This is a genomic window from Paenibacillus naphthalenovorans, assembly GCF_900099895.1.
In the GTDB taxonomy this organism is placed as follows: Bacteria; Bacillota; Bacilli; order Paenibacillales; family NBRC-103111; genus Paenibacillus_G; species Paenibacillus_G naphthalenovorans.
Genome location: NZ_FNDY01000019.1, coordinates 49,059 through 72,539 on the forward strand (window position 1 = coordinate 49,059; position 23,481 = coordinate 72,539).

At 48.9% G+C, this 23,481-nt stretch carries 24 protein-coding genes; 18 read left to right on the forward strand and 6 right to left on the reverse strand.

What is annotated here, in order from left to right; all coding sequences use genetic code 11:
- Positions 1-26: 26 nt before the first annotated feature.
- Positions 27-755: an amino acid ABC transporter ATP-binding protein gene (locus BLT35_RS17105; protein WP_054818444.1), complete on the reverse strand. Its 729-nt coding sequence runs from the start codon at positions 753-755 to the stop codon at positions 27-29.
- Positions 756-959: 204 nt separating this feature from the next.
- Here BLT35_RS17105 and speD point away from each other — a divergent pair, with 204 nt between their 5' ends.
- The 3 genes from speD (at position 960) to BLT35_RS17120 (ending at position 5,502) form a co-directional block, all read left to right on the forward strand.
- Positions 960-1,766 carry an adenosylmethionine decarboxylase gene (speD, locus tag BLT35_RS17110; RefSeq protein ID WP_062410774.1) on the forward strand — a complete coding sequence of 269 codons (807 nt, stop codon included), beginning with the start codon at positions 960-962 and terminating at the stop codon, positions 1,764-1,766.
- A 226-nt stretch (positions 1,767-1,992) separates the two neighbouring features.
- Complete coding sequence (gene acsA / locus BLT35_RS17115) at positions 1,993-3,720, forward strand: acetate--CoA ligase (protein WP_062410775.1); 1,728 nt, start codon at positions 1,993-1,995, stop codon at positions 3,718-3,720.
- A 168-nt stretch (positions 3,721-3,888) separates the two neighbouring features.
- Positions 3,889-5,502, forward strand: a complete 1,614-nt coding sequence (locus BLT35_RS17120; protein ID WP_062410776.1) for a methyl-accepting chemotaxis protein — start codon at positions 3,889-3,891, stop codon at positions 5,500-5,502.
- A gap of 57 nt (positions 5,503-5,559) precedes the next feature.
- Here the strand turns inward: BLT35_RS17120 and BLT35_RS17125 are convergent, their stop codons facing one another.
- The 5 genes from BLT35_RS17125 to BLT35_RS17145 form a co-directional block, all read right to left on the reverse strand.
- Positions 5,560-6,741 carry an FAD-dependent monooxygenase gene (locus BLT35_RS17125; protein ID WP_062410777.1) on the reverse strand — a complete coding sequence of 394 codons (1,182 nt, stop codon included), beginning with the start codon at positions 6,739-6,741 and terminating at the stop codon, positions 5,560-5,562.
- A gap of 70 nt (positions 6,742-6,811) precedes the next feature.
- The gene (locus BLT35_RS17130; RefSeq protein ID WP_062410778.1) at positions 6,812-7,924 is read right to left on the reverse strand and encodes a cupin domain-containing protein; all 1,113 of its coding nucleotides are present in this window, start codon (positions 7,922-7,924) and stop codon (positions 6,812-6,814) included.
- A 28-nt stretch (positions 7,925-7,952) separates the two neighbouring features.
- Entirely contained in the window at positions 7,953-8,441 is a 489-nt protein-coding gene (locus BLT35_RS17135) for a DinB family protein (RefSeq protein ID WP_062410779.1), read from the reverse strand.
- Positions 8,442-8,443: 2 nt separating this feature from the next.
- Positions 8,444-9,388, reverse strand: a complete 945-nt coding sequence (locus BLT35_RS17140) for a fumarylacetoacetate hydrolase family protein (protein ID WP_062410780.1) — start codon at positions 9,386-9,388, stop codon at positions 8,444-8,446.
- 40 nt (positions 9,389-9,428) lie between these two features.
- Positions 9,429-9,683 (reverse strand): YciI family protein, encoded by a 255-nt coding sequence (locus BLT35_RS17145; RefSeq protein ID WP_062410781.1) that lies wholly within the window; start codon positions 9,681-9,683, stop codon positions 9,429-9,431.
- Between the two features lie 706 nt (positions 9,684-10,389).
- Between BLT35_RS17145 and BLT35_RS17150 the strand changes: the two genes are divergently transcribed.
- The 15 genes from BLT35_RS17150 to BLT35_RS17220 all read left to right on the forward strand — a co-directional run bounded on the left by BLT35_RS17150 (position 10,390) and on the right by BLT35_RS17220 (position 23,479).
- Positions 10,390-11,421, forward strand: a complete 1,032-nt coding sequence (locus tag BLT35_RS17150) for a TRAP transporter substrate-binding protein (RefSeq protein ID WP_074729112.1) — start codon at positions 10,390-10,392, stop codon at positions 11,419-11,421.
- 234 nt (positions 11,422-11,655) lie between these two features.
- The gene (locus BLT35_RS17155; protein WP_254611164.1) at positions 11,656-12,060 is read left to right on the forward strand and encodes a TRAP transporter small permease; all 405 of its coding nucleotides are present in this window, start codon (positions 11,656-11,658) and stop codon (positions 12,058-12,060) included.
- On the forward strand, positions 12,060-13,334 hold the full coding sequence (locus tag BLT35_RS17160; protein ID WP_062410784.1) for a TRAP transporter large permease: 1,275 nt from the start codon (positions 12,060-12,062) through the stop codon (positions 13,332-13,334). The genes BLT35_RS17155 and BLT35_RS17160 overlap by 1 nt, the downstream gene beginning before the upstream one ends.
- Positions 13,335-13,492: 158 nt before the next feature.
- The gene (locus BLT35_RS17165) at positions 13,493-14,254 is read left to right on the forward strand and encodes an IclR family transcriptional regulator (RefSeq protein WP_074729114.1); all 762 of its coding nucleotides are present in this window, start codon (positions 13,493-13,495) and stop codon (positions 14,252-14,254) included.
- A 356-nt stretch (positions 14,255-14,610) separates the two neighbouring features.
- Positions 14,611-15,819: an ABC transporter substrate-binding protein gene (locus tag BLT35_RS17170; RefSeq protein ID WP_137671135.1), complete on the forward strand. Its 1,209-nt coding sequence runs from the start codon at positions 14,611-14,613 to the stop codon at positions 15,817-15,819.
- Positions 15,820-15,842: 23 nt separating this feature from the next.
- Positions 15,843-16,700 carry a branched-chain amino acid ABC transporter permease gene (locus BLT35_RS17175; protein WP_062410787.1) on the forward strand — a complete coding sequence of 286 codons (858 nt, stop codon included), beginning with the start codon at positions 15,843-15,845 and terminating at the stop codon, positions 16,698-16,700.
- The gene (locus BLT35_RS17180; RefSeq protein WP_074729116.1) at positions 16,697-17,632 is read left to right on the forward strand and encodes a branched-chain amino acid ABC transporter permease; all 936 of its coding nucleotides are present in this window, start codon (positions 16,697-16,699) and stop codon (positions 17,630-17,632) included. Before BLT35_RS17175 ends, BLT35_RS17180 begins: the two co-directional genes overlap by 4 nt.
- 37 nt (positions 17,633-17,669) lie before the next feature.
- Positions 17,670-18,440, forward strand: a complete 771-nt coding sequence (locus BLT35_RS17185; RefSeq protein WP_062410789.1) for an ABC transporter ATP-binding protein — start codon at positions 17,670-17,672, stop codon at positions 18,438-18,440.
- The gene (locus tag BLT35_RS17190; protein ID WP_054818462.1) at positions 18,433-19,140 is read left to right on the forward strand and encodes an ABC transporter ATP-binding protein; all 708 of its coding nucleotides are present in this window, start codon (positions 18,433-18,435) and stop codon (positions 19,138-19,140) included. The genes BLT35_RS17185 and BLT35_RS17190 overlap by 8 nt, the downstream gene beginning before the upstream one ends.
- Before the next feature lie 28 nt (positions 19,141-19,168).
- Positions 19,169-20,551: a phenylacetate--CoA ligase family protein gene (locus BLT35_RS17195; protein ID WP_074729119.1), complete on the forward strand. Its 1,383-nt coding sequence runs from the start codon at positions 19,169-19,171 to the stop codon at positions 20,549-20,551.
- Between the two features lie 31 nt (positions 20,552-20,582).
- Positions 20,583-20,768, forward strand: coding sequence for a hypothetical protein (locus BLT35_RS17200; protein ID WP_054818464.1), 186 nt, complete (start codon positions 20,583-20,585; stop codon positions 20,766-20,768).
- On the forward strand, positions 20,768-21,202 hold the full coding sequence (locus BLT35_RS17205; RefSeq protein WP_062410791.1) for an acyl-CoA thioesterase: 435 nt from the start codon (positions 20,768-20,770) through the stop codon (positions 21,200-21,202). The genes BLT35_RS17200 and BLT35_RS17205 overlap by 1 nt, the downstream gene beginning before the upstream one ends.
- Positions 21,202-21,663, forward strand: coding sequence for a MaoC family dehydratase (locus BLT35_RS17210; protein ID WP_054818466.1), 462 nt, complete (start codon positions 21,202-21,204; stop codon positions 21,661-21,663). Before BLT35_RS17205 ends, BLT35_RS17210 begins: the two co-directional genes overlap by 1 nt.
- A gap of 28 nt (positions 21,664-21,691) precedes the next feature.
- A complete protein-coding gene (locus BLT35_RS17215; protein WP_062410793.1) occupies positions 21,692-22,282 on the forward strand; it encodes a TetR/AcrR family transcriptional regulator in 591 nt (196 codons plus the stop codon).
- Positions 22,283-22,303: 21 nt separating this feature from the next.
- Positions 22,304-23,479, forward strand: a complete 1,176-nt coding sequence (locus BLT35_RS17220; protein WP_074729121.1) for a thiolase family protein — start codon at positions 22,304-22,306, stop codon at positions 23,477-23,479.
- The last annotated feature ends 2 nt before the right edge of the window (positions 23,480-23,481 follow it).

Consider the following 23,481-nt stretch of genomic DNA (forward strand, 5'->3'; position numbering starts at 1 on the left):
CATTGCGAACCTCTCCTTTACCTGAATTAGTGGTTTAAGATACGGCTGAGGAATAAGCGTGCCCGTTCTTCGCGCGGGTTGGCAAAAAACTCAGCCGGCGGTGCTTCTTCAATAATTTGACCCTGGTCCATAAACACGACCCGGTCGGCGACTTCTTTGGCGAATCCCATTTCGTGGGTGACCACGACCATGGTCATGCCTTCGCGCGCCAGCTTTTTCATCACGTCGAGGACTTCCCCGATGGTTTCCGGATCGAGTGCCGACGTCGGTTCGTCGAACAGCATGATTTTCGGTTTCATCGAAAGACCGCGCGCAATGGCGACACGCTGCTGCTGGCCGCCGGACAGCTGAGACGGATACGAATTCGCTTTATCGGGTATACCGACTTTCTCAAGGTAAAACATGGCGGTCTTTTCCGCTTCCTCTTTGGATATCCCGTTTACTTTCATGGGAGCGAGAGTAATATTTTCAAGTACGGTTTTATGCGGGTATAAGTTAAAATGCTGGAACACCATTCCGATGTTCCGGCGCAATTTATTGATGTCCGTCGACTTGTCATTGATTCTAACACCGTCGACAATCAATTCGCCGTCTGTGATCGTTTCCAATCGGTTGATGCAGCGAACCATCGTGCTTTTCCCGGAACCGGAAGGACCAATGACAACAACGACTTCGCCTTGTTTTATCGATAGGTTAATATCCTTCAGCACATGAAATTGGCCGTAATGTTTATTGACCTGATGGAAATGTATCATCGGGCTCCCCCTTCTTTTGTCAGGATTGTTTACGTGAATGAAATCATGGTATTCCTCAAACAACCGAAAACGACCGGATCCGACAGAAACGATTCAAAAAAAATGAACATTATTTTCTTTACCATGTCCTAAAGGGAAAAGAATGGGTAAACAGGAAAAAGGGAATAGTATTCATTGAATCTCAAGAATAAGGGGAAATTCGTGATGAAGCTAACGCCGGAGCAGCGAATCCAATTGCATGGCTTTAATAATCTTACCAAATCGTTAAGCTTTAATATGTATGACATTTGCTATACGGAAACAAAAGAAGAACGCGAAGCTTACCTGAAATATATAGATGAACAATATAATGCCGACCGATTGACCAGCATTCTCAAGGACGTATCCGATATTATAGGCGCGCACGTCTTGAATATCGCAAAGCAGGATTATATCCCCCAGGGCTCCAGTGTGACTTTGCTGATTTCGGAGGGACCGGTGGAAGAAGCCCCGACGGAATCGTTCGAGGAATCGCCCGGACCTCTCCCGGCAACGGTCGTCATGCAGCTGGACAAAAGCCATATTACGGTTCATACGTATCCCGAATACCATCCGGATGAAGGGATCAGTACGTTTAGGGCGGACATCGACGTGTCTACCTGCGGGGAAATTTCGCCGCTCAAAGCGCTGAATTATTTGATTCATTCGTTTGATACGGACATTATGACGATCGATTACCGGGTTCGCGGCTTCACGAGAGATATCAACGGCCACAAATTATTCGTCGATCACGAGATCAGCTCCATCCAAAATTACATTCCGGAGGAAATCAAAAGCTTATATGACATGATTGACGTCAATGTATATCAGGAAAATATTTTCCATACGAAATGCAAGCTCAAAGCATTTGATTTGAACAATTATTTGTTTGGATATACGAAAGACAAGCTGAGTCCGGAGAAGCAAAAGGATATAACGGAAAGCTTGAATATGGAGATGGACGAAATATTTTACGGGAAAAATATGTACTGAGGCAGAACGGGAAAAGCGATCGTTTTCCATCCGGATCACGGATATTGGATGAAAACGATCTTTTGGTGTCTTTCCTGTTTCTAACCATTCGTAGTACCCGTACAGGATTGTTTTTTTACGTTTCATACCCTTTTTTTAACGATTCGCGCGCGTTTTTCACTATAATCAGCAAATCCGTGTATAATCGGTATAAAGCGCTTTCAATATTGGTTAAGGGGCTGGTTTCATGACAGAACGCCAACTTGTCGAAACGATTCCAAGTGTGAAAGGGAGGTATAATCTGCAATCCTACGAATCCGCTTACAGTACGTTTCGCTGGGACGAAATCAAGACTCAATTTACTTGGCATCAAACAGGCAATTGCAATTTGGCCTACGAGGCGATCGACCGCCATGCGCAAGGGTCTCTAAAGAATAAAACGGCCTTAATTTATGAGGATGACGCGCGTAAGGAAAAATATACATTCGAGCAGCTCAGCCAAATCTCCAACCGGTTCGGTAATTTGCTGCTGAAGCTGGGCATTGGTCAAGGAGACCGTGTCTTTTTCTTCATGCCGAGGAACCCGGAGATTTATACGGGTATCATAGGAACGATCAAGATCGGCGCAATCGTCGGCCCTTTGTTCGAAGCCTTTATGGAAGGGGCTGTACTGGACCGGCTCGCCGATGCCGAAGCAGTGGCCATTGTCACAACCTCCGCGTTGAAGCAGCGTATTCCGCGCGATAAGCTCCCGCACTTGAAATATGTCATTGTTGTCGATGAACAGGAGCAATGGCTTCCGGGAGAAATCGATTACCGTCAGGAGATGGCGGAAGCGTCCGACGAATTGGACATTGCATGGGTTGATCTTGAACATCCCTTCATATTGCACTATACATCCGGATCGACGGGCAAGCCCAAAGGCGTGCTCCACGTTCACGGAGCCATGATCCAGCATTACATTACCGGCAAATGGGTGCTGGACCTGCAGGATGACGATATTTACTGGTGTACTGGCGATCCAGGGTGGGTGACCGGAACCACATACGGTATATTTGCCCCATGGTTGAACGGGGCGACCAATCTGATCCGCGGCGGACGATTTTCTCCCGAGCGCTGGTATCAGACGATTGAGGATTACAAGGTTACGGTTTGGTACAGCGCGCCGACGGCGTTTCGGATGCTGATGTCTGCGGGCGATGAAGTGGCAAGAAAGTCCGATTTATCCACGCTTCGTCATGTGCTTTCCGTGGGCGAACCGCTAAACCCCGAAGTGATCCGCTGGGGAATGAAAGTATTCGGCAAACGAATTCACGATACATGGTGGATGACGGAAACCGGTGCGCATATGATTGTTAATTTCCCATGTATGGATATGCGTCCGGGATCGATGGGCAAGCCGTTCCCGGGCATTCAAGCGGCGATTGTCGATGACCAGGGCAATGAACTGCCGCCGTATCGCCTGGGCAATCTGGCCATCCGTACCCCGTGGCCGTCCATGATGCGCAAGATTTGGAACAACCCGGCCAAATATGAAGAGTATTTCCGTTTGAAGGGCTGGTACATTTCAGGCGACTCCGCTTACCGTGACGAAGACGGTTACTTCTGGTTCCAAGGCCGCGTGGACGATGTGATCAACACATCGGGCGAAAGGGTCGGTCCGTTCGATGTGGAAAGCAAACTCGTGGAGCATCCCGCTGTGGCGGAAGCGGGCGTGATCGGTAAGCCCGATCCGATTCGCGGCGAGATCATCAAAGCATTCATCTCTTTGCGCGAGGGTTATCGCGAAACGCCGGAGCTGCTGGAGGAAATTCGTTTATTTGTGCGCAACGGGCTTTCCGCACATTCGGCCCCACGGGAAATCGAGGTGGTAGGCAAGCTGCCCAAGACAAGATCCGGCAAAATCATGCGCAGGGTATTGAAGGCCCAGGAGTTAGGCCTTCCGACAGGAGATCTTTCCACTATTGAGGATTAATGCGATGTTTGGGCTGTTCCCGAAGCGGATGTATGCTTTGGGATTCGCCCTTTTTTCTTATGGACCGCAAAATAAATGCTAAATTTATCCATATCCACATCCGATAACAGGTATAGGGATTATGGCTTCATCTATTATAGCGCTGGCAAAGCGAAGGGGGCATTCCATGTGAAAATACCTAAACAGCTGGAACATCGCGCATTAGCCAAAGTACAATCCATGGCGGCAGAGATCGGCAAGCTTTTGGAGGGACATGATTTGTCCGAAAGGTCGGAAGAAATTCGGGCGCTGCTCGACAATGGTCTTCAGCATGACGAATACTTTTTGCTCGTAGAGCATCAGGGTCTTTCCGTCCTGCATACCAATCGGCTCCGGGAGGGCACGATCTTCAACGACACCGTCGGCCTGGCGGCCGCTCAAACGAGCGAACCGTTAACCCAGATTTACCACCGGAATACAGGAGAGGTCTTATTGGATGCAGCGGTTCCGGTGAACATTCCCGGAAGGAAGGATTCGCCGTATAATTTGCGGTTAGGCGTAGTTGTGCAGTCTTTATCGTTTCGGACCCTGTTTTATAGCTTATTCGGCATTCCTCTGCTCATCGGATTGGGCGGACTTTGGTTGGCCGATTCGGCGGGCGAACGCGTATGGCTGAGTTTGCTGTTGTTGGCGTCATTCTTGCTTGTAAGCGTTTACTTACAGCAAACCGTTTTTCAGGGAATAAAAAACTGGACGGAAAGGATGAAGGCGATCTCTTCAGGCAAGCTCATGCCCGTTCCGGCAGGCTCCAGGCGCAATGAGCTCGGGCAGGTTTCATTTGAAATTAACAAAATTGTCATCGGCATGAGAACGATTTTGTCGGAGATGAAGGAGGTTTCAGCGACCGTCAATACCATCGGCTCCGAACAGGCGGATGAACTTCGCCGGCTTCTTTCCTCGGCCGAGCAGCTGTCGGCAAGTATGCAGGAAGTGAGCGCGGGAGCAACCGACCAGCTGGAGCTCATAGAACAAAACAGCAGCTTGATGAACCAGATTCAAGAGCTGGTCAGCCGGGCCGGTCAAGAATTGGAGCTTTCCGGCAGGATATCCGAGGAGGCACGGGCGTCCTCTCATATGGGACTGGAGAAAACATTGGAGATGCGCAAGGAAATGAATGATTTGCATGAAACGAGCAAGCAGAGTGTTTCATCTATGGAAGAGCTGGAGCGGCAATCGCAAGAAATGAGAGAGTTCATAACTTACATACGGGAAATCGCCGAACAGACGAATTTGTTGGCGTTGAACGCGGCGATTGAAGCGGCAAGAGCCGGGGAAGAGGGCAGGGGATTTGGGGTGGTAGCCGATGAAGTGCGCAAGCTTGCCGCTACATCCAATGAGGTGGCGGATCGCGCGATAGAGCTGACGCATAATATGGCGCTGAAATCGAAAGAAACCGCAGCCAGTGTGAAAGCGGGGCAGTTTGCTGTAGAACGGGGAATCCGCACGCTGGGCGAATTGAACGATATGATTCGCAATGTCGCCGACAAATGCAGCCGGACGGCCGAACAAGCGGTCGTTCACTCCGCGGAAATGCGTGAAATTCAGCTGGGACTCCATTCTATGGAAGACAGGATAAAGACGATTTGGGATATATCCCAGCAGTTTACCGCATCTGCGCAATCCATGGCGGTCAACGGAGAACAGCATCATATGGCTACGGAACTCATTGCTGAACAAGCGGAATTGCTCAAAAGCATTTCCGGCAATCTGCAAAAGATCACTGGTCGATTTGTAATGGAATAGCTTGCGAAACAACAGGCCGCGATATTGTCACAACCTGTTGTTTCTTATAAAGAACATTTACATGTATCTGCGGCCGTAGAGCCAGTCGGAAACACTGAAGTCGTCAGCGCTTCGCCCGGCTAGAATTCTGTTCCGCAGAAGGATGGCCATGGCGTCTCCGGTGTGGAGGAATTCGCCCCACAGGCGGGCGCTGCGCTGCACTTCCGCCGTGCGTGGAATGCGTTCCTCCTGATAGGCCAGGAAAGCCTTTTCCGTATCGTTGCCGTACTTGCGGAGAGATTCGGTCAGACATGCAACATCCTCCAAGGCCTGGCAACCGCCTTGAGCGAGATACTGCAGCATAGGGTGGGCGGCGTCTCCGAGCAGGGTAATGCGTCCCGCCGTCCAGTTACCGATCGGCTCCCGGTCATACATCGGCCAGCGGCGCTGACGTTGAATGAAGGTCACGGCATGGCGTACAGGCTCGCAGCATGTGCCGAAATGCTCATCCAACTCCTCCGGTGTGCCCCAGTCATCGGAATCTTCCTTGTATCGGAAGCTTTTGAATACAACCACTTGGTTGTAAAGCTCCTTCCGGCGTACAGGGTACTGGACAAGGTGGAGGTTAGGGCCGATCCACATGATGACATCATCCAGGTCGGCGCTCGGAGTAATCTCAGACATAGGGATCGCGCCGCGGTAAGCTACATATTGCGAGCAGACGGGCTTGTCGGGACTGAACAGTTTGCGTGTATTAGACCACAGTCCGTCAGCTCCGATCACTGCGCCGGAGAGGTAGGTTGTACCGTCGGAGCAGGTAACCCGGACCTTCTCGCCGACATTCTCGGCAGATTGCACCACTTGGTTGTTCACCAGCGTAATCTGGTCGTTAGCCCGGCAAGCATCAAGCAAAGCCTTGTGCAAATCGGAACGGTGCAGCACGATGTACGGATAACCGTAACGCTCGAGGAAGGCCTCGCCAAGACTAAGCGCGCTAAGTTCTTTTCCGGTAAAGGCATCCATCAGCACCAAACGTTTCGGAAAGACCGCATATTCCGATATGGCATCAAGTACCCCCAGTTTGTCTAATACCGCCGTAGCATTTGGCGCCAGCTGGATACCTGCGCCGATCTCGCCGAATTCAGGCGCTTGCTCTAGCACATGTACGGATCGACCCGTCTGGGTAACACCGAGCGCAGTCGCGAGACCGCCGATGCCGCCGCCAACGATCAGGAACGGAACGTTTATTTCTTTCGTCATAACGGTATGCTCCTCTAATAATGTTGATTTAAATTAAAGCGGATAAGGGAATGAATCCGGAACTTGCGAGTTAAGGTAACAGAGGTTTAAATTCATCCACAATTTCCTGGTTCCCTTGATTCTCTTCATAATGTTCTTCACGTTGAAGATCAAACTTCTCCATAATCGGCAGGTCGCTAACGGAGAACAAATAAGATTCTTCCGCAGCGACATGCTCGTGCCAGGCCCAGTTCGGTACGACAAGGAAATCGCCTTGGGACCAATCATAACGAATCCCGTTGATGACGGTATAACCTGTGCCTTTGAATACCTGATAAATGGTGGAGCTGGTATGCCTGTGCGCTTTGGAGTGAAATCCTTTAGGAAGCTTCTGCATCCAGGAAGCAATGTTCGGGTTCGCTGTTTTTCCGTTGGACGGATTGATATATTCTACCGCATAGCCATCGTACGGGTCCGGTTCAAACCGGCTTAAGCCTTCGAGTGCAGCCAAGGTCTGCTTCCATTTGAAAGAGCCCAGAGGCGCAGCCTGGGATTTGCGATCCGAGATGGGGCGAACCATGCCGCCTTCATAGCGTTGAGCGGTATAATTATCCGGCACCTTCGGCTGTTCGATCCTTTCAGGGTAATTTTCAAAGAACGTCCCGCCGATCGCGTAGATGGTCGGTATATCCAGGCAATCCATCCAGATCATCGGCTGATTTCCGGGATGGGCATGGCCATGCCAAAGCCCTCCCGGCGTGGTCAGAAAATCTCCTTCTTCCATGAAGATGCGTTCGCCTTGAACGATAGTGTAAGCTCCTTCTCCTTTCATGATGAAACGGAGAGCGCTTTGCGTATGCCGGTGTGACGGCGCGGTTTCGCCAGGGAGGATTAACTGAACCGCCGCATACAGGGTTTGGGTAGTGGAAGCCCATCCCCAGGGCTGCCGGTAGGTTAATCCCGGGTTTTGCAAATAGATGGCTCTTCTTTCACCGCCGCGATCGGGCGTGAAAATTTCTCTGGCTTCCATGAGCTTGGCGTACAGCGTCTCCCATTTCCACAGATAAGGTACGGCTTGCGGAGTAGGCTGTTTATGCATCAAGTCAGGGATGGCATTCCAAAGAGGTCCCAGATGGTACTTCTCAATTTCCTTATTAAAATCTTGTACGGTTTGACTTTGGAAAAATTCCATTTTTTCTGCCATGCGACCACACCTCCAAAGGGTTTAGGGTTTAATGCGCTTCCCGATACTGTCCGATATTGCGGTTGATTTGGTTCAGGTGGGTGATGAGATGCTCGACCAACAGATGATCGACAATAAATTGCAGCGGCTTGGTTCCAAAGCGGGGGTTGCGGCTCGGCGCCTCCGCCTTTAAATCTTCCTCGGTAAGCGTGCCGAGAACCGCCTGTACTTGCGCCTTGGAGCTCTCAATGCCCTGAAGAACCTCGCCGGTGGAGCGCCCGCCGGCCGCAGCTACGGCGGCTAACCGGCCTTCATGCTGAAGTCCGCGTCCCCACTCGATACCCGGGGATTTCACCAACGCTTGAATTTCATTCAACCAAAAAGGAGTGGCTTCTTCCACATGGCACAATACTTCGATCACGGACCATTTATCCTCGGCGGGCTTCCAGCGAATGATGTCTTCGGATAATCCTTTGGACACGCGCACCATGTCATCTATCGTGTCATGGATGGAGCGGATCGCCTCTTGGATGCTCATGCTTATTGTCCTCCTTCGACTTTGGATACCCGATTCTCCAACGCCCCGATGCGGTCGATTTCAATTCGAACCACGTCTCCGTCCTTCAAGAACACTTGAGGATCACGGGCTACGCCTACGCCGCCCGGTGTGCCTGTTAAAATCACATCGCCCGGCTCGAGGGTCATCAGGTTGGATAAAAACTCGACCAAATAGGCAACGGTAAACACCAGATTTTTTGTATTGGAACGCTGACGCTCTTCGCCGTTGACGGTAAGCACGACTTCCAGGCCGGTCGGATCATCAAGCTCGTCGCTCGTCACCAACCATGGACCCATAGGGGCCGTACCTTCTACGGTTTTTCCCTGGAGCCATTGAAGGGTTCTTCGCTGCAAATCGCGGTATGTCACATCATTGACGATCGTGTAACCGGCTACATAATCCAGTGCCTGATCCTGCGATACATTTCTGGCCCGCTTGCCAATGACAAAAGCAAATTCCGCTTCATAGTCAAGCTGCTCGGAGATCGGGAAGAAAGGAATATCATCCTGAGGGCCGATGATGGTATTGCTGAACTTGGCGAATACGACAGGAACGGGGGGGAGTCCGCGTCCCATCTCCAAAATATGCTCGCGATAATTATGGCCGACACAAATCATTTTCCCGGGGTTGAGCACCGGAGCTTCCAATTTTACATCTGAAGTCGGGTGAACCGCCTTATATTTCAAGGCAGCCTCATTCTGCCGAACATATTCGATCGCCTGTTTGGCCAATTGGAGACTTTGCTGTCCGCCTTGAAGAAATTCAACCATATTGGCAGGAATGTAGGCTTCTGCGATTTGCTCGGCCCGGATGACGCCTTGCGATTCAAGCATGCTGCGGTACGCCAAATTTAAATCGATGATCTGCTCGTCTGCGATGCAGCCGATCCGGGTAATCCCGTTATAACTAAAGCTCACTAATTTCATGGTTATAACTCCTTATATCCAAAATTAAAGCCCTTACATTTTACTGAACGTTCCATTCCTTTATCGTATAGATACATTCGTTCTCCATGTACATGGGATCTTGCTTCATGGTTTGGGTTGCGCTTTCAAGGGAATGTGCTTGAAGGACATAGGCACCGCCGGTTTGATCGTTAAAACCGCCGGCCGATACCAGGATGTCATTATCTCGCAAGCTTTGGATAAATTGACGATGCTCCGGTATGGAATTCCCGGAAAAGCCCGGTTTGCGTTCAATGAATACGAGAAATTTTTTCAATGGGATTCACCTCACTTTGATTTGGATAGTCAGCAATCAAGGATGACACAGTAACGCTGGTTGTGAATCACCTCGGTTGGATTGAAATCCACAAATAGAGAATTAAGTTCTCATTTATATTTCTATTATAACGATGACCGCCTGATGATTGTCAATATCAAAACATGAATATTTTTTCAAACGATTTTTTAAAACTATCGTCTCTATTGCGTAAAGCAGTAGTTTACAGGCGAGAAAAGCAGGCTTTGGAAGCGTCTGTCATTCGTGGTGCGATGAGGCTTGCTTCAAAAAAAATAATGTTGACAGAAACTTCATAACATAGTTATATAATATAAACATAGAGAACTTAATTCACATATTATCGTTATCTAGTCCCAATCAATTTAATCCCGATCCATGATTACTTGATAAGATGTATGCGTTTTCGAATTATCGGGTGTTGGAGAGTATTGGAGGATACATGCTGAGAAATCTTTGCGCTGGGTAGAAGAGATGGGATTGCGGGCATAGGAAAGGAGTGAAAAGAGTACCCGGCAGGATGCTTGTTGTATGCCGCAGCCTTCGTAATTTCAATCGTTGCAAGTAATATGAAAGCGATTTCTTCATGACGGAAGAGTTCATTCAACCTGCAATGAAATCACCATGAAACATTGGATGCCCGATGCAATGAATTTATAAAAAACAATTTATAGGGGGAATTTAAACTATGAAAAAGACGTTTTCACTCGTATTGGCTGCGACGCTGAGCATATCTCTCATTCTTGCCGGTTGCGGAGGCGGAACGCAAACCAAAAGCTCCAATGAAGGGCAAGCAGCAGGAGAGGAAGGTAAAACGTACACGTTCAAACTGGCGCATATTACGCAGCCTACACACATTTGGCATAAGACCGCCGACAAGTTCAATGAAGAATTGAAAGCGCGTTCTAACGGCCGAATGAAAGTGGAGACTTTCCCGGCGGGACAACTTGGGGCAGAAAAGGACATGGTGCAGCAGCTGGAGACCGGCACGCTCGATTTCGGGATTATAACGAACGCCTACATGAGTACCCGTTCGGAAGAATTCAATGCTTGGTTCATGCCATTCCTGTTCAGCGATATTGAGAAAGCTGTGGCTGCGCGGAATTCCACAGCGGCGAAGAAAATTTTGGATGGCTTGAGCAATCAGGGGCTTGTCGGGATGGACTATATTTTTGCGGGGAACCGCCATATTTTGATGAAGAGTACGACAGTCACCAAACCGGAAGACTTGAAGGGCAAAAAAATTCGTATTCTCGGCAGCCCGTCCATTCAAGATTTCTGGAAGGCCGTAGGCGCCGGTCCGACTCCGATGCCTCTGCCGGAAGTGTATACGGCTTTGCAAACAGGCGTGATCGACGGGATCGATATTGACCTTGATGCTTTGATGACCGAAAAATATTATGAAACCGCTAAAAACTTTACGCTGACCAATCATATGGCGTGGCCGGGGGTTGTGATCGCGAACAAAACGAAATTGGAAGCTTTGTCGCCGGAAGATCAAAAAATAGTAGCCGAAGCCATGAAAACGGCTGTGGACTGGGGGAACAAGGAATCGATCAATTTGGAAAAGCAGAACCTGGATAATTTGAAAACAAAAGGCGCAACGGTTTCTGAATTGAGCAATAATGACAGCTTTAAGGCCGTCCGCGACGAACTTTATACCAAGTATTCCAGCAACGCATTGATTAAAGAGCTCATTCAGGAAAATCAGAACAAGTAGTCTATAGCTGTTGCGATGCCTTGGTTTCTTATTTCATGATCCGGCGAGGGGGAAAGCTTTGCTTTTCTCCCTTGTCCGGAATCACCTCTCTTTTCTACCCGGACTTATGGGAGCTTATGATATTCATCCAAGGGAGTTGTACGTATGACCTTCGTTCGCAAACTTAGTGATGCCGTCTTTTCCATAGAACGAATATTAGCCATTCTGTTATTGTCGTTTATGGTCACTTCCCTGATGTTAGGGGTTATATTTCGTTATTTTTTAAATTCACCTCTGAGTTGGTCGGACGAATTTGGCTTATTCGCTTTAGTATGGGTGACCTTCATTGGCGGAAGCATGAGTATCAAAACCAACAAGGCGGCGGCCGTAAGCTTTATTATGGAAAGGCTGTCGGAAAACACAAGACGCATCTTTTTGGGAATTGCTTTTTTTATTTCATTAGCCTTTTGCATTTTTGCTCTGGGCTTATCTTTGAAATGGATAACGAACCCCTCTATCCTGCTGCAAAAATCGCCGGCCGTCGGCTTACCGATGATCATTCCTTATATAGGCATTCCCCTGGGGCTGTTATTTATGGCTATACATTCGTTGGATTTATTTGCAAGCGTATTTCAAAAACAACGTAGAGAGGGAATATAATGGTTATTTTACTCATTTTTTTCGCCCTGCTGGCCATTCAGATTCCCATCGCATTGGTGCTTGGGATTACTAGCGTAGCCTATATCGGGCTGGACGGTAATATGGTTCTGTTCAATAATGTTCCGCAGCGTCTGTACTCAGGAGTCGAAAGCTTTAGCCTGTTGGCTATTCCGCTCTTTATGCTGGCCGGCGAGCTGATGAACTCAGCCGGCATTACCGGAAGATTAATCGATTTTTCGAAAAAGCTCGTAGGTCACTTTCGCGGAGGATTGGCTTACGTCAACATCATTGCGAATATGTTCCTGGCCTCTATTCTTGGTTCCGCGACGGCCCAGACGGCAATGATGTCGCGGATCATGGTTCCCGAGATGGAGAAGGAAGGCTACAGCCGTTCATTTGCGGCGGCAACTACGGCATCGGCTGCGCTGTTGGGACCTATCATTCCGCCCAGTATGCTGTTTATCATCTATTCTGTAGGATCTGGAGTTTCGATAGGCAAGATGTTTATAGCGGGGATTATTCCGGGGCTTTTACTTGCCGCAGCTTTTATTCTCTTAATCGCATATTTAGGCTACAAGCACAGTTTTCCGAGATCCGAAAAAGCATTATGGAAAGAAATAGTTTCCAGTTTTTTTAAGGTATTGCCGGCTTTATCGGTTCCCGCTGTCATTGTGGGCGGGATTCTAAGCGGTATTTTCACAACAACCGAGTCTGCGGCGTTCGCTTGCTTCTTGGCGATTTTGATCGGATTCTTTGTTTACAGGGACTTGAAAATCAAGCATTTTCCCAAAATATTAGTGGGTGCAACCATATCCACCTCTGCGGTGACCTTGCTGATTTCGACGGCGAACTTGTTTGGATGGGTCATGGCGTTTGAACAAATTCCGCAAAAAATCGTCGAATTTATGGGAACGCTGACCTCGAGCCCTTTTGTGTTCTTACTGCTGGTGAATCTGTTCCTGCTGCTTATCGGTATTATTATGGACGAGATGGCCGTTTTGATTGTGTTATTGCCGATATTCATGCCGCTTGTTCATGCGTTCGAAATTGATCCGATCCATTTTGGCGTTATCGTTTGTTTGAACGCTACCATCGGGCTGCTCACACCGCCGGTCGGAGCAGGCTTATTCATTGCCTCGGCAGTAGGCGAAGTGAAGTTTGAGACGCTCATTCGATCGGTTGTTCCTTTTCTCATCGTTGCGCTTGTGATCCTTTTCCTGGTTACTTATTGGTCGCCGCTAACCACCTGGTTGCCGAATAAGCTGATGGAATGACATGGCTGTTCTGTTGACAACATCCGGCATCATCAAGGACGCCTTTCTCAGGGATGATGATCGTCTCGTTTAACTGTCAAGTGATGGGGAGATATTGATCATTGGATATGATTATCTTATATTGTATACAGAGGTCAATTACAGAAGGGTTGTCTAAAATGGCTGCTTCCAAAACAAGTACGACAATTCAGTCTTTGCAGGTTGGCAACGAGATCCTTGAATTAGTCGCTTCTTATGACAAACCGTTGAAGTTCAACGAGATATACGAAAAAACAAAAATCACCAAGAGCAATTTGTACAAGTATCTGAATACGCTGACTCAAATCGGGATGCTTTACAGGGATAAGGAAACCGGCCTGTATACTCTTGGGAGCAAGCTGGTAGAGTACGGTATGAAAGCGATCAACCGGGAGAACATGATCGAGCGGGTGACGCCTTTTCTTCAGGAAATCAACCGGACCTGCAAAAACACCGTACTGCTGACGACGTGGTCTCACAATGGACCGATGGTAGTGAAAATTATCAATAGTCTGCAGGGACTGAACATCGGGGCTCAAATCGGCACGTTTCTTCCCATTATGTCGGCCACCGCAAAGGTTTTTGCGGCTTTCATGGAAGAACATCTCATCCGGGAATGGAAACAGCAGCAGTTGGACAAGCTTGACGAGGAACAGAGGCATCGTCTGGAATCCGAAATTTTAATTGTCCGTAAGAATGCTATATCTTTTGCGAAGGAACCGCTGGTTCCGAGCATATCCTCCATAGCCTTTCCGGTTTTTAATTTTGAAAAGCGATTGCTCGCCGTCATCGTTGTCGTTGGTTTTTCGCATACGATCCCGACGCAAATCGATGATGTGACAAGCCAATATTTATTAAAGATGATGAAAGAGGTCTCGCAATCCTTTGGATATAAAGCATAAAGAAGTATTATAATCATTCACTGAAAGGGGGAGCAGGAGCTCGCCTCTTTTGTTTATTAAACGAGAATGGACAAACAAGCTCAAACCGTCACAAACATCAATATCAGAATAGTGCGAAAAATCAATTGACAAAGAGAAGTTTCTACAGTATATTTTACTTAACGTTCATTAAAATTTTATCATCACAGGAGGTGAGGCTTGATGCCAATTTGACGAGCTGACATTGGAAATATCGTATTTTGACAGCCGACTCGCATTCATCCATCAGGACGTTGATTGCAGTTCCCTTATTTTTTTACCCCAAAAAAGAAAGCGCTTTATTTAAAAAATATTTCCATAGAGGGGGAAATGCAGTGGTGAAAAAGTTCAAGCTTCCTTTTATTTTCATCATGATCTGTATGCTTGCGGCAGCCGGATGCGCTAATCCGTCCGCCAATCATCAGGTAGAGACGAATCCAGCCTCCGACCAACCATCCGCTGGACCAAAGGGCAATGAAGCTTATAAAATCGGCACAATACTCTCTCTGACGGGTCCGGCCGGATGGCTGGGACAAAGCACACAGCGTGCCGTTGAAACCTTGAAAAAGCAAATCAACGAAGCGGGAGGAGTGAATGGCCATCCTCTTGAGATTATCGTTTACGATGACCAATCCAAACCGGAAGAGGCAAGCCGTTGGGCCAAGCGTCTGATCAATGAGGATAAGGTCGTGATGATCATCGGCCCGAACGGCACGCCGACCTCCAACGCTGCGGAGCAGGCGGCGGGATCCGCCAAAATTCCCATGATCTCGATGTCGGGAGGTTACATCCCGGATCCGAAGATTGGCTGGGGCTGGGCGGTCGTCCATTCCACGGATCAGGTCATTGAGCGTCAGTTTCAGTACTTTGCCAATAAAGGCTTGAACAATATCGGTGTCCTCAATCCCAACGATGCCTTGGGACAGATCGCAGACAAAGCGATTGCCCGGTACGCGGAAAAGTATAAAGTCAATATCGTCAAACGAGAATCATTTAATATGAACGATATCCAAATGAAGCCGCAGCTGACTTCCATTATGTCAGCCAAGCCGGATGCTGTGATTTCGTTCGTGACAGGGGAGCCTGCCGTCAAGGTAAGGAAAGAAATGGATGAAATCGGGCTGAATGTGCCGATGCTGCCTCCCCATTCTTCAGCTACACAAGCTTTCCTGGACTTGATCGGAAAAATCGATAATGATAAAGTGCTGGCCGCCGGAGGAATTATTACGGCATTCGAGCAAATTCCTGACGATCATCCGCAAAAGCAAGTCTTGGAAACATTCATCTCCCGTTTTCAAAAGGATCATAACTATGTACCCGGTTATATCGAAGGCTTCGGTTACGATGCATTAAATGTCGCTTATCATGCTTTGAAACAGGCTGGAACCGACCCGCAGAAGATCAAGGATTATTTGGAAAACGGGGGGGAGAGCATAATCGGCGTGAACGGAACCTTCAAATTTACCAAAGACAACCGGATCGGACTGTCTCCGGAAACGTTGAGAATCGTAGAGATCCGTGATAATAAATGGTCCTTGCTCGAGTAAATATGTTTTAAAGGGGATTTCCTATGGACAATGTCTTGCAAAGCCTGATCACGGGAATCAGTTTAGGCAGCATCTACGGCTTGATCGGCATGGGATTTACGTTAGTCTTTTCGATCTCCAAAGTGATTAATTTGTCCCAAGGCGAATACTTTACAATGGGAGCGCTTTCATTCATTGTACTCAGCGGTTATATGCCTTCCGTATTGGCTTTTATTGCAGCGGTATTCATTGCGGTAATCATCGGACTGATCATCGAGCGTTCCTTGATGAGGCCGGTTTCTTCCTCGCCGTTGATTAATCAAATTATCATGACCTTGGCCATCATGATTACTTTACAAGGGATTTCCATGCTGGTGTTCGGCAAACAGTCCAAAACGGCCGAGCCGGTTTGGGCCGGCGCCGTCAAATGGGGCGACATTACGATTCAGTACCAGGTCCTGGTGATTGTTGCCGTCATGGTTCTGATCAACGGCGGGCTTTACTATTTTCTGCATAAAACGTATTACGGCAAAGCGTTCCGGGCCTGCTCCTCGAATCCTGAAAGCGTAAGACTTGCCGGCATCCGCGTGAACCAGATGAGAATGATCGCCTTTGGTTTAAGCGGTGCAATCGGCGCCATAAGCGGCGTCGTAATCGCGCCTCTGCTGCTGATGAATTATACCTTGGGACTTGTCTTTGTCGTAAAGGGTTTGGTGGCCTCGATTCTCGGAGGGCTGGGAAGCCCGGTCGGGGCTTTGCTGGGAGGACTGCTGCTCGGGATATTCGAGAGCAATATGGCGGGATTCGTTTCATCGGAGTACAAGGATGTGATGACGCTTGTATTTTTGCTCCTGCTCCTCATTATTATGCCCAAAGGGTTAGTAGGAGGGTTTAAGCGATGAGAAAAAAACAAATCGCCGTTTGGACCGTTGTTATCGTGCCGGTCGCCATCATGCTCGCTGTGCTTCCACCCAATCACTATCTGTACAGCATGCTTACCTTTGTAGGAATCTACGCTTTAGCGGCCACCGGCCTGGAAATGCTGATGGGATACGGCGGACAAATTTCGCTCGGCAACGGAGGCTTTATCGCACTTGGAGCCTATATTACAGCCATACTAAGCCAGCATGGCGTACATCCGGTTCTCATTTTTATGATTGCTCTGATCGGTTCAGCGCTTGTGGCGTTCATCATCGGTTATCCGATTTTGAAGCTGGAAGGATATTACCTGGCTATTGCCACGCTGGGTTTCGCCCTTCTGGTTCAGGCGCTGGCGATATCGATGTTCCCGCTCACCGGCGGCTCTTCGGGAATGTCCGTAAATTCCTTGACCGTATTTTCGAACAGCTTGGGTGAAAGAGGCTATTTTATATTAGCCTGGGTCATTTTCGGAGTCGGATTTATTCTGGCCCGCAATCTGACCCGAACACGCACGGGGCGGTCCTTGGTTGCGATCCAAAGCAATGAAGAAGCGGCGTCGGCCTTGGGCATTTATACGGGGAAGGTGAAGCTTCAGATTTTCGTGGTCAGCGCGATGTATGCGGCTGCGGCCGGTTTTGTGATGGCCAACTATTTGAGCTTTATCGCGCCAGACATTTTCGGCTTGGCCCTTTCCGTCGATTTGGTTGTCATGTCCTTGCTTGGCGGTCACGGAGTCATCTACGGTCCTCTGCTGGGATCCTTCGTATGGGTGCTGCTGGTCGAAACGACGCATTCATTTAAGGATTATAAAATATTGCTGACCGGGGCGGCGCTCATCGTCATTTTGCTGTTCATGCCTAAAGGCATCTACGGTATTTTACAAAAAAGGTTCTTTCAACGGCGCAAAGTGTGACGAGACCGAATCAGCCCAACGGTATGGAGGTGTTTCGATGCTGCAGGTACAGAAGATTTCCAAAATGTTTGGCGGTTTGAAAGCAGTGGATCAAGTGAGCTTCGACATCAAGAAAGGAAGCATTAAAGCCCTCATCGGCCCGAACGGAGCGGGGAAAACCACCATGTTCAACATCATATCGGGGAATTTTGCCCCGACGGAGGGTCAAGTGATTTTTGAAGACCGGGCCATTACGGGAAGAAAGCCGCACCAGATCGCCCATTACGGGATTATTCGGACCTTTCAAGGCGTCAAAATGTTTGACAGCAACGGATTTACCGTTTTGGACAATTTGTTGGTCGGCTATGACAAGCGCTTCCAGGCGGGCATGCTCCGAAGCAGTATACGCAGTATGATCTCCCGTAAAGAAGAACAAGAAGCGTTGGAAGAAGCGCATCGGGTGAGCGGCCAGATCGGGCTGTCCGATTGGCTGCACGCGCCGGCAAGCGAGCTTCCCTGCGGGTATCAGCGGTTGCTTGAGTTAGCCAGAGCCTTGATGGCAAAACCCAGGATGCTGCTGCTGGATGAACCGGCCGCCGGTTTAAATGACAGCGAGACCAAACGCCTGGTTGGCGTTCTCCGCGAAATACGCCAAATGGGCATAACCATTTTGCTGGTGGAGCACCATATGGGACTCGTCATGGAGGTCTCCGATGACATTGTGGTGATGAATAACGGAAAGAAAATCGCCGAGGGGTCCCCGGAAGACATTAACCGCAACCGTGATGTGATTCAGGCTTATATGGGAGAGGAGGATATCAGTGCTTAGGGTGGAAAACCTGGAATCGGGCTACGGCAAAATCCATGTTTTGCAGCAGGTACAGCTGGAAGTGATGGAAGGGGAAATCGTCAGCATCTTAGGCGCGAACGGGGGCGGCAAAACAACGCTGCTTCGAACCTTATCCGGATTGAATCCCGCCTACAAGGGCAGCATCACCTTTATGGACCGGGATATCACCCATATGCCGGATTACAAAAGAGTCGAGGCCGGACTGATTCATGTGCCGGAAGGCAGGGGAGTCATCAAGGAGCTTACCGTGATTGAAAATTTGGAGCTGGGTGCCTTCCGTTGGAGAAGGGAAAAGGAGAAGGTAGCCCGGAAAATCAAGGAAGCGTTCGAGCTCTTTCCGAGACTTTACGAACGCCTCCATCACAAAGGCGGTACGCTAAGCGGAGGGGAACAGCAGATGCTCGCGATTGCACGCGGCTTTATTGCACAGCCTAAATTACTGATGCTCGATGAGCCTTCCTTAGGGATCTCTCCGATTATTACGAAAGAAATTTTCAAAACCATCCGCAGGCTGCGGGATCAGCATATCTCGATTCTGCTGGTGGAACAAAATGTGAAGGCCGCCTTACATGTATCGGACCGATCCTATGTCTTATCGCACGGAAAAGTGTTGAAGGAAGGGAGCTCTTCCGAATTATCCGCAGATTCCGATATCCAAAAGATGTATATGGGCGCGTAATTAAATCCAACATAGTGGAGGAATGAAGATGAACCGACGCTTATTCAATCCGAAATTGGAACAGCTGACCCGGGAAGAAATCAAACAACTGCAATGGAAAAAGCTCAAATTTTTGCTGGAGCATCAATATGCGCGCAATCCGTTTTACCGGAATTTATTTGACCGGCACAAGATCAAACCCGACGATATCCATCATTTTGATGATTTCCGGAACAAGGTGCCGAGAATCAGCAAACAAGATCTGGTCGCCGATCAGCAGGCCAATCCGCCTTTCGGCAGCCGGACATGGATGAAAAAGGAGCAATTGATCGGTCTGTATATGACAAGCGGAACCTCCGGATTGGGACAGGAAGTGTACGGTCGAAGCCGAGCAGATCAGGAATACGCAGGCCAAACGTGGGCGATGGGTCTGCATTGGTCCGGGGTAAACCGGGGAGATACCTGTTACAATACGTGGCCCGGCTCGGCGGGACAATTGGCGGGTCCGGATTCGTTGACGCAATCCTACGTGCATCTAGGCGTGTTGAGTATGCATGTAGGCACCCAAAGATCCGAGGACAAACTGAAAATGATGCTTCGTTTCAAGCCGAATCAAATCACCATCGTGCCTGCCTACCTGACACGGTTATCCGTGCTTTGTACCGAAATGGGCATTGACCCGCGCAAGGAATTTCCGGAGCTCAAGAGCATTATGCTGGCTACGGAATGCTACTCCCCCGCCTGGGTCGAGAAAATGGAAGCCTTCTGGGGCGCCAAGCTTTTTGAAATGTACGGTTCAACGCAGCAGGGCGGCGGACTTGGGTTTACATGCGAGCACGGGGTTCTGCATAACGGGACTCGAGGCCATATTCACATCTTCGAACACATGTCCTATGTCGAGGTGCTCAACCGGGAAACCGGCGAGCCGGTGAAGCCGGGGGAAGAAGGCGAAATCGTATTGACGAATCTGGATCGCGAAGCGGCTCCGCTGATCCGGTTCTCGACCGATGACAAAGTCGTATTCCTGCCGCATCATACCTGCTCCTGCGGTCGCGCCTTCGATGCTTTTGAGGCCGGAAGCATCGCACGATACGACGACATGATCAAAATCAAGGCCGTCAATGTATGGCCTGCCGCTATCGAATCCATTCTGTTCCATTATGATGAAGTGGAAGAATACCGGGGCAAGGTGTATATGGAGGAGAACGGAACGGAAGAGGTGTTGATCACGTTGGAATTCAAAAGCTTCGTATCGGAGGACAGAAAGCGGGAAATGCTCTGCTTATTGGAGGATCAGATCCGGCATAAAGTCGGGGTCCGGATGAAAGTCACGGAAGCGAAGGAAAGCTTGCCGCGTTTTGAATTTAAAGTCCGCCGTTGGACCGACGAACGCAGCAAAGACCGCGACCGCATTTTCTATACGGCGAAATAAGGCAAAATAAGAATCGGGAGGCGAATCAAGCATGAGCAAGCAGCTGGAAATGAATACGGAGGAATTGGTATTTCAAACGCACGAGAACCTTAAACGGCTTTGTCAGCATGATGTGCCCGGCATCAAAAATTTAGCCATTCTCATGTTGGCTCTTTCAAGACAATTGGTGATGACGGTGGATCCTTTCCATGTGGAGTATATCCACGATTATGAATAATGAAGCGAGGGGTTGGATTGGAGTATCGGCTGGTTGTCGATTTTGACGATGTAGATTATGCCAGAGTGGTCTATTTTGCCAGATATTTGGCATTTGCAGAAAAAGCGCAAGCACAAGTCTTGCGCAAATATAACCTGTCGCACAAAAGGATGGCGGAACAATACAATGTGGCAACACCGGTGATTCGCTCGGAGTTTTCCTATCTTTCGCCGGCCAGATTGGACGACGAACTGATCATTCATGCCCGAATCGAACATTTATCGGCCAAAGGCTTCGAATGCGAATATAAAATCATCCGCGCGGAACAAGAAAAACTGATCTGCACGGGCAAAACCCATCACCGCTTTATTGACCTGGAATCTTTTAAAGCAACTGAAATTTCTGGAGATTTGTATCGAATCTTTGATACAATAAGAAAGGAAGTTAGGGTATAATGGCAATTATTGGTGTTGTCGAGGGCAAGTATTTCGATGATTTGCAGGTTGGCGATGCATTTGGTTCCTCCGTTACATTGACCGAAACGCACTTGGTATTGGGAAGTGCCTTGTTTGGCGACTTCAATCCTGTGCATGTCAATGAAACCTTTGTTCAAAAAGGCCCGTTTCAAAAGCGGATTTTTCCCGGGCCCTTCACGCTTGGTGTGATGGCGTCGTCGTTGGGAAACTTTTTTGCGGGTACAGCCGTGGCCAACACGAACATCAGCGGCAAATTCCTCAAGCCGGTATTCGCCAACGATACCGTAACCACCCGATGGACCATCGAAGCCCTGACCTATAAAGAGAAGCTGAAAGCGGGATTCGTTGAGCTTGCAGGGCGATGCGTGAACCAGCACGGTCATGAGGTCGTGGAATCCAGGGCGGTCGTATTGGTTCATTCGAAGCCGAATGTCATCTAGTAAATATCGTTTAGAGGTGTTCAAAGTCATGGGATCTAAAAGCCAGAAATACCATCTCCGTCGCGAGGAAATCATAGACCAGGCGGCCAGGATATTTCAGGAAAAGGGATATAAAAGCGCAACCTTGAAGGATGTTGCCGATCGTCTGGAAATTACTGCACCGGCTGTCTATTATCACTTCAATAGTAAACAGGAGATTCTATATGAAATTTTCCAACGGACGATGAAATTAGGGCTGGATTCCATGAATCGGATCGCAGAAAATTCCATGAATCCTAAAGACAAATTGAGAATGGTGATAGAAGAATATTCCGCGTTGGTTGCCAATAATCTCGATTTCTTCACGGTATTTTTTCAAGATAAATATGAATTGTCCGAAGATCACACGGAGTTGATTACCGCCCGCGAAAGAGAATTCATCCGTGTTCTCAGAAATATTTACGCTCAAGGGGTGAAAACCAACGATTTCGTGGATTTGGATCCTGTGTTGGTCGTTAACGGGATTCTGGGGATGTGCAGCTGGCTTTATAAATGGTTCAAGCCGGAAAAGAAATACAGCGTTCAGGAAGTCAGCCGGCAATTTACTCAAATGATTTTGAGCGGTTTGGAAAAAAAGTAGTTGAGAGAAGGGGGCTTCAGCATGAACCCTGTGAAAATTCTCGGAGTCGGGATGACCCGGTTTGCCAGGCATGAGCACGAAACCTTGAGGAGCTTGGCACAAAGCGCAATCACAGAAGCTCTGGCAGACGCCCGAATAGACAAAAAAGAAATCCAGGCGGTATTCTTTGCGAATTCCATGGCCGGCTTCGTCACGGGTCAGGAATGCGTTCGGGGCCAGGTCAGCCTTTGGGATTCCGGGTTGTCGGGACTTCCCGTCTATAATGTGGAGAATGCCTGCGCAAGCGCGTCTACTGCGTTCAATCTGGCCCATATGGCGGTCAAGTCGGGACAATACGATGTGGTTCTCGTCGTTGGAGCAGAGAAGCTGTTCCATCCAGACCGTTCCCGGACATTAAAGGCGCTTGCCGCCGCAACAGACGTGGAGCTGATCAAGGACGGCGAAATGCAGGGAAGTATTTTCATCGAATCCTATGCCCAAAGAACAAGAGCCTATATGGATAAATACGGAGTGAGTCCGCTGGAATTTGCTCTCATATCGGAAAAGAACCGGTATCATGCTTCCCTTAATCCGTATGCCCAATACAGAAACCCGATTACCGTAGAGGATATATTAAACTCGCCTATGGTAAGCGATCCTTTGACCCGGCTGATGTGCTCTCCTATAGGCGATGGCGCCGCTGCGGCCGTGATCTCCAGCCAAGCGTATGCCAAACGCACTTCGTTAAGCGAACCGGTCGATGTCCTGGCTTCCGTAGTCAATTCTTCAGCGCCTTATGCCGAGGACGGCGAACGTGCGGCGGAGCGGGCGGCCAAACGCGCATACGAGCTGGCGGGAGTGGAACCTACGGATATTGATGTAGCGGAGGTTCACGATTCCGTTTCACCGGTAGAGCTGTTCATTTATGAATCATTGGGCTTTTGTAAAGAAGGGGAAGGCGTCAAGCTTCTTCGGGAGAAGGCAACAACGCTTGGCGGTACCATTCCCGTCAATACGAGCGGTGGACTCGTTTCGAAAGGGAATCCCAGCGGAGCGACCGGATTGGCTCAAATCTGTGAGATCGTGTGGCAGCTAAGAGGCCAGGCTGGTGCAAGACAAGTGGAGGGAGCCCGAGTAGGGTTAACGGAAAATGCCGGCGGAAGAGTAGGGAATGATTCGGCTGCTCTAGCCGTGCATATTTTTTGCAAAGCATTTTAATT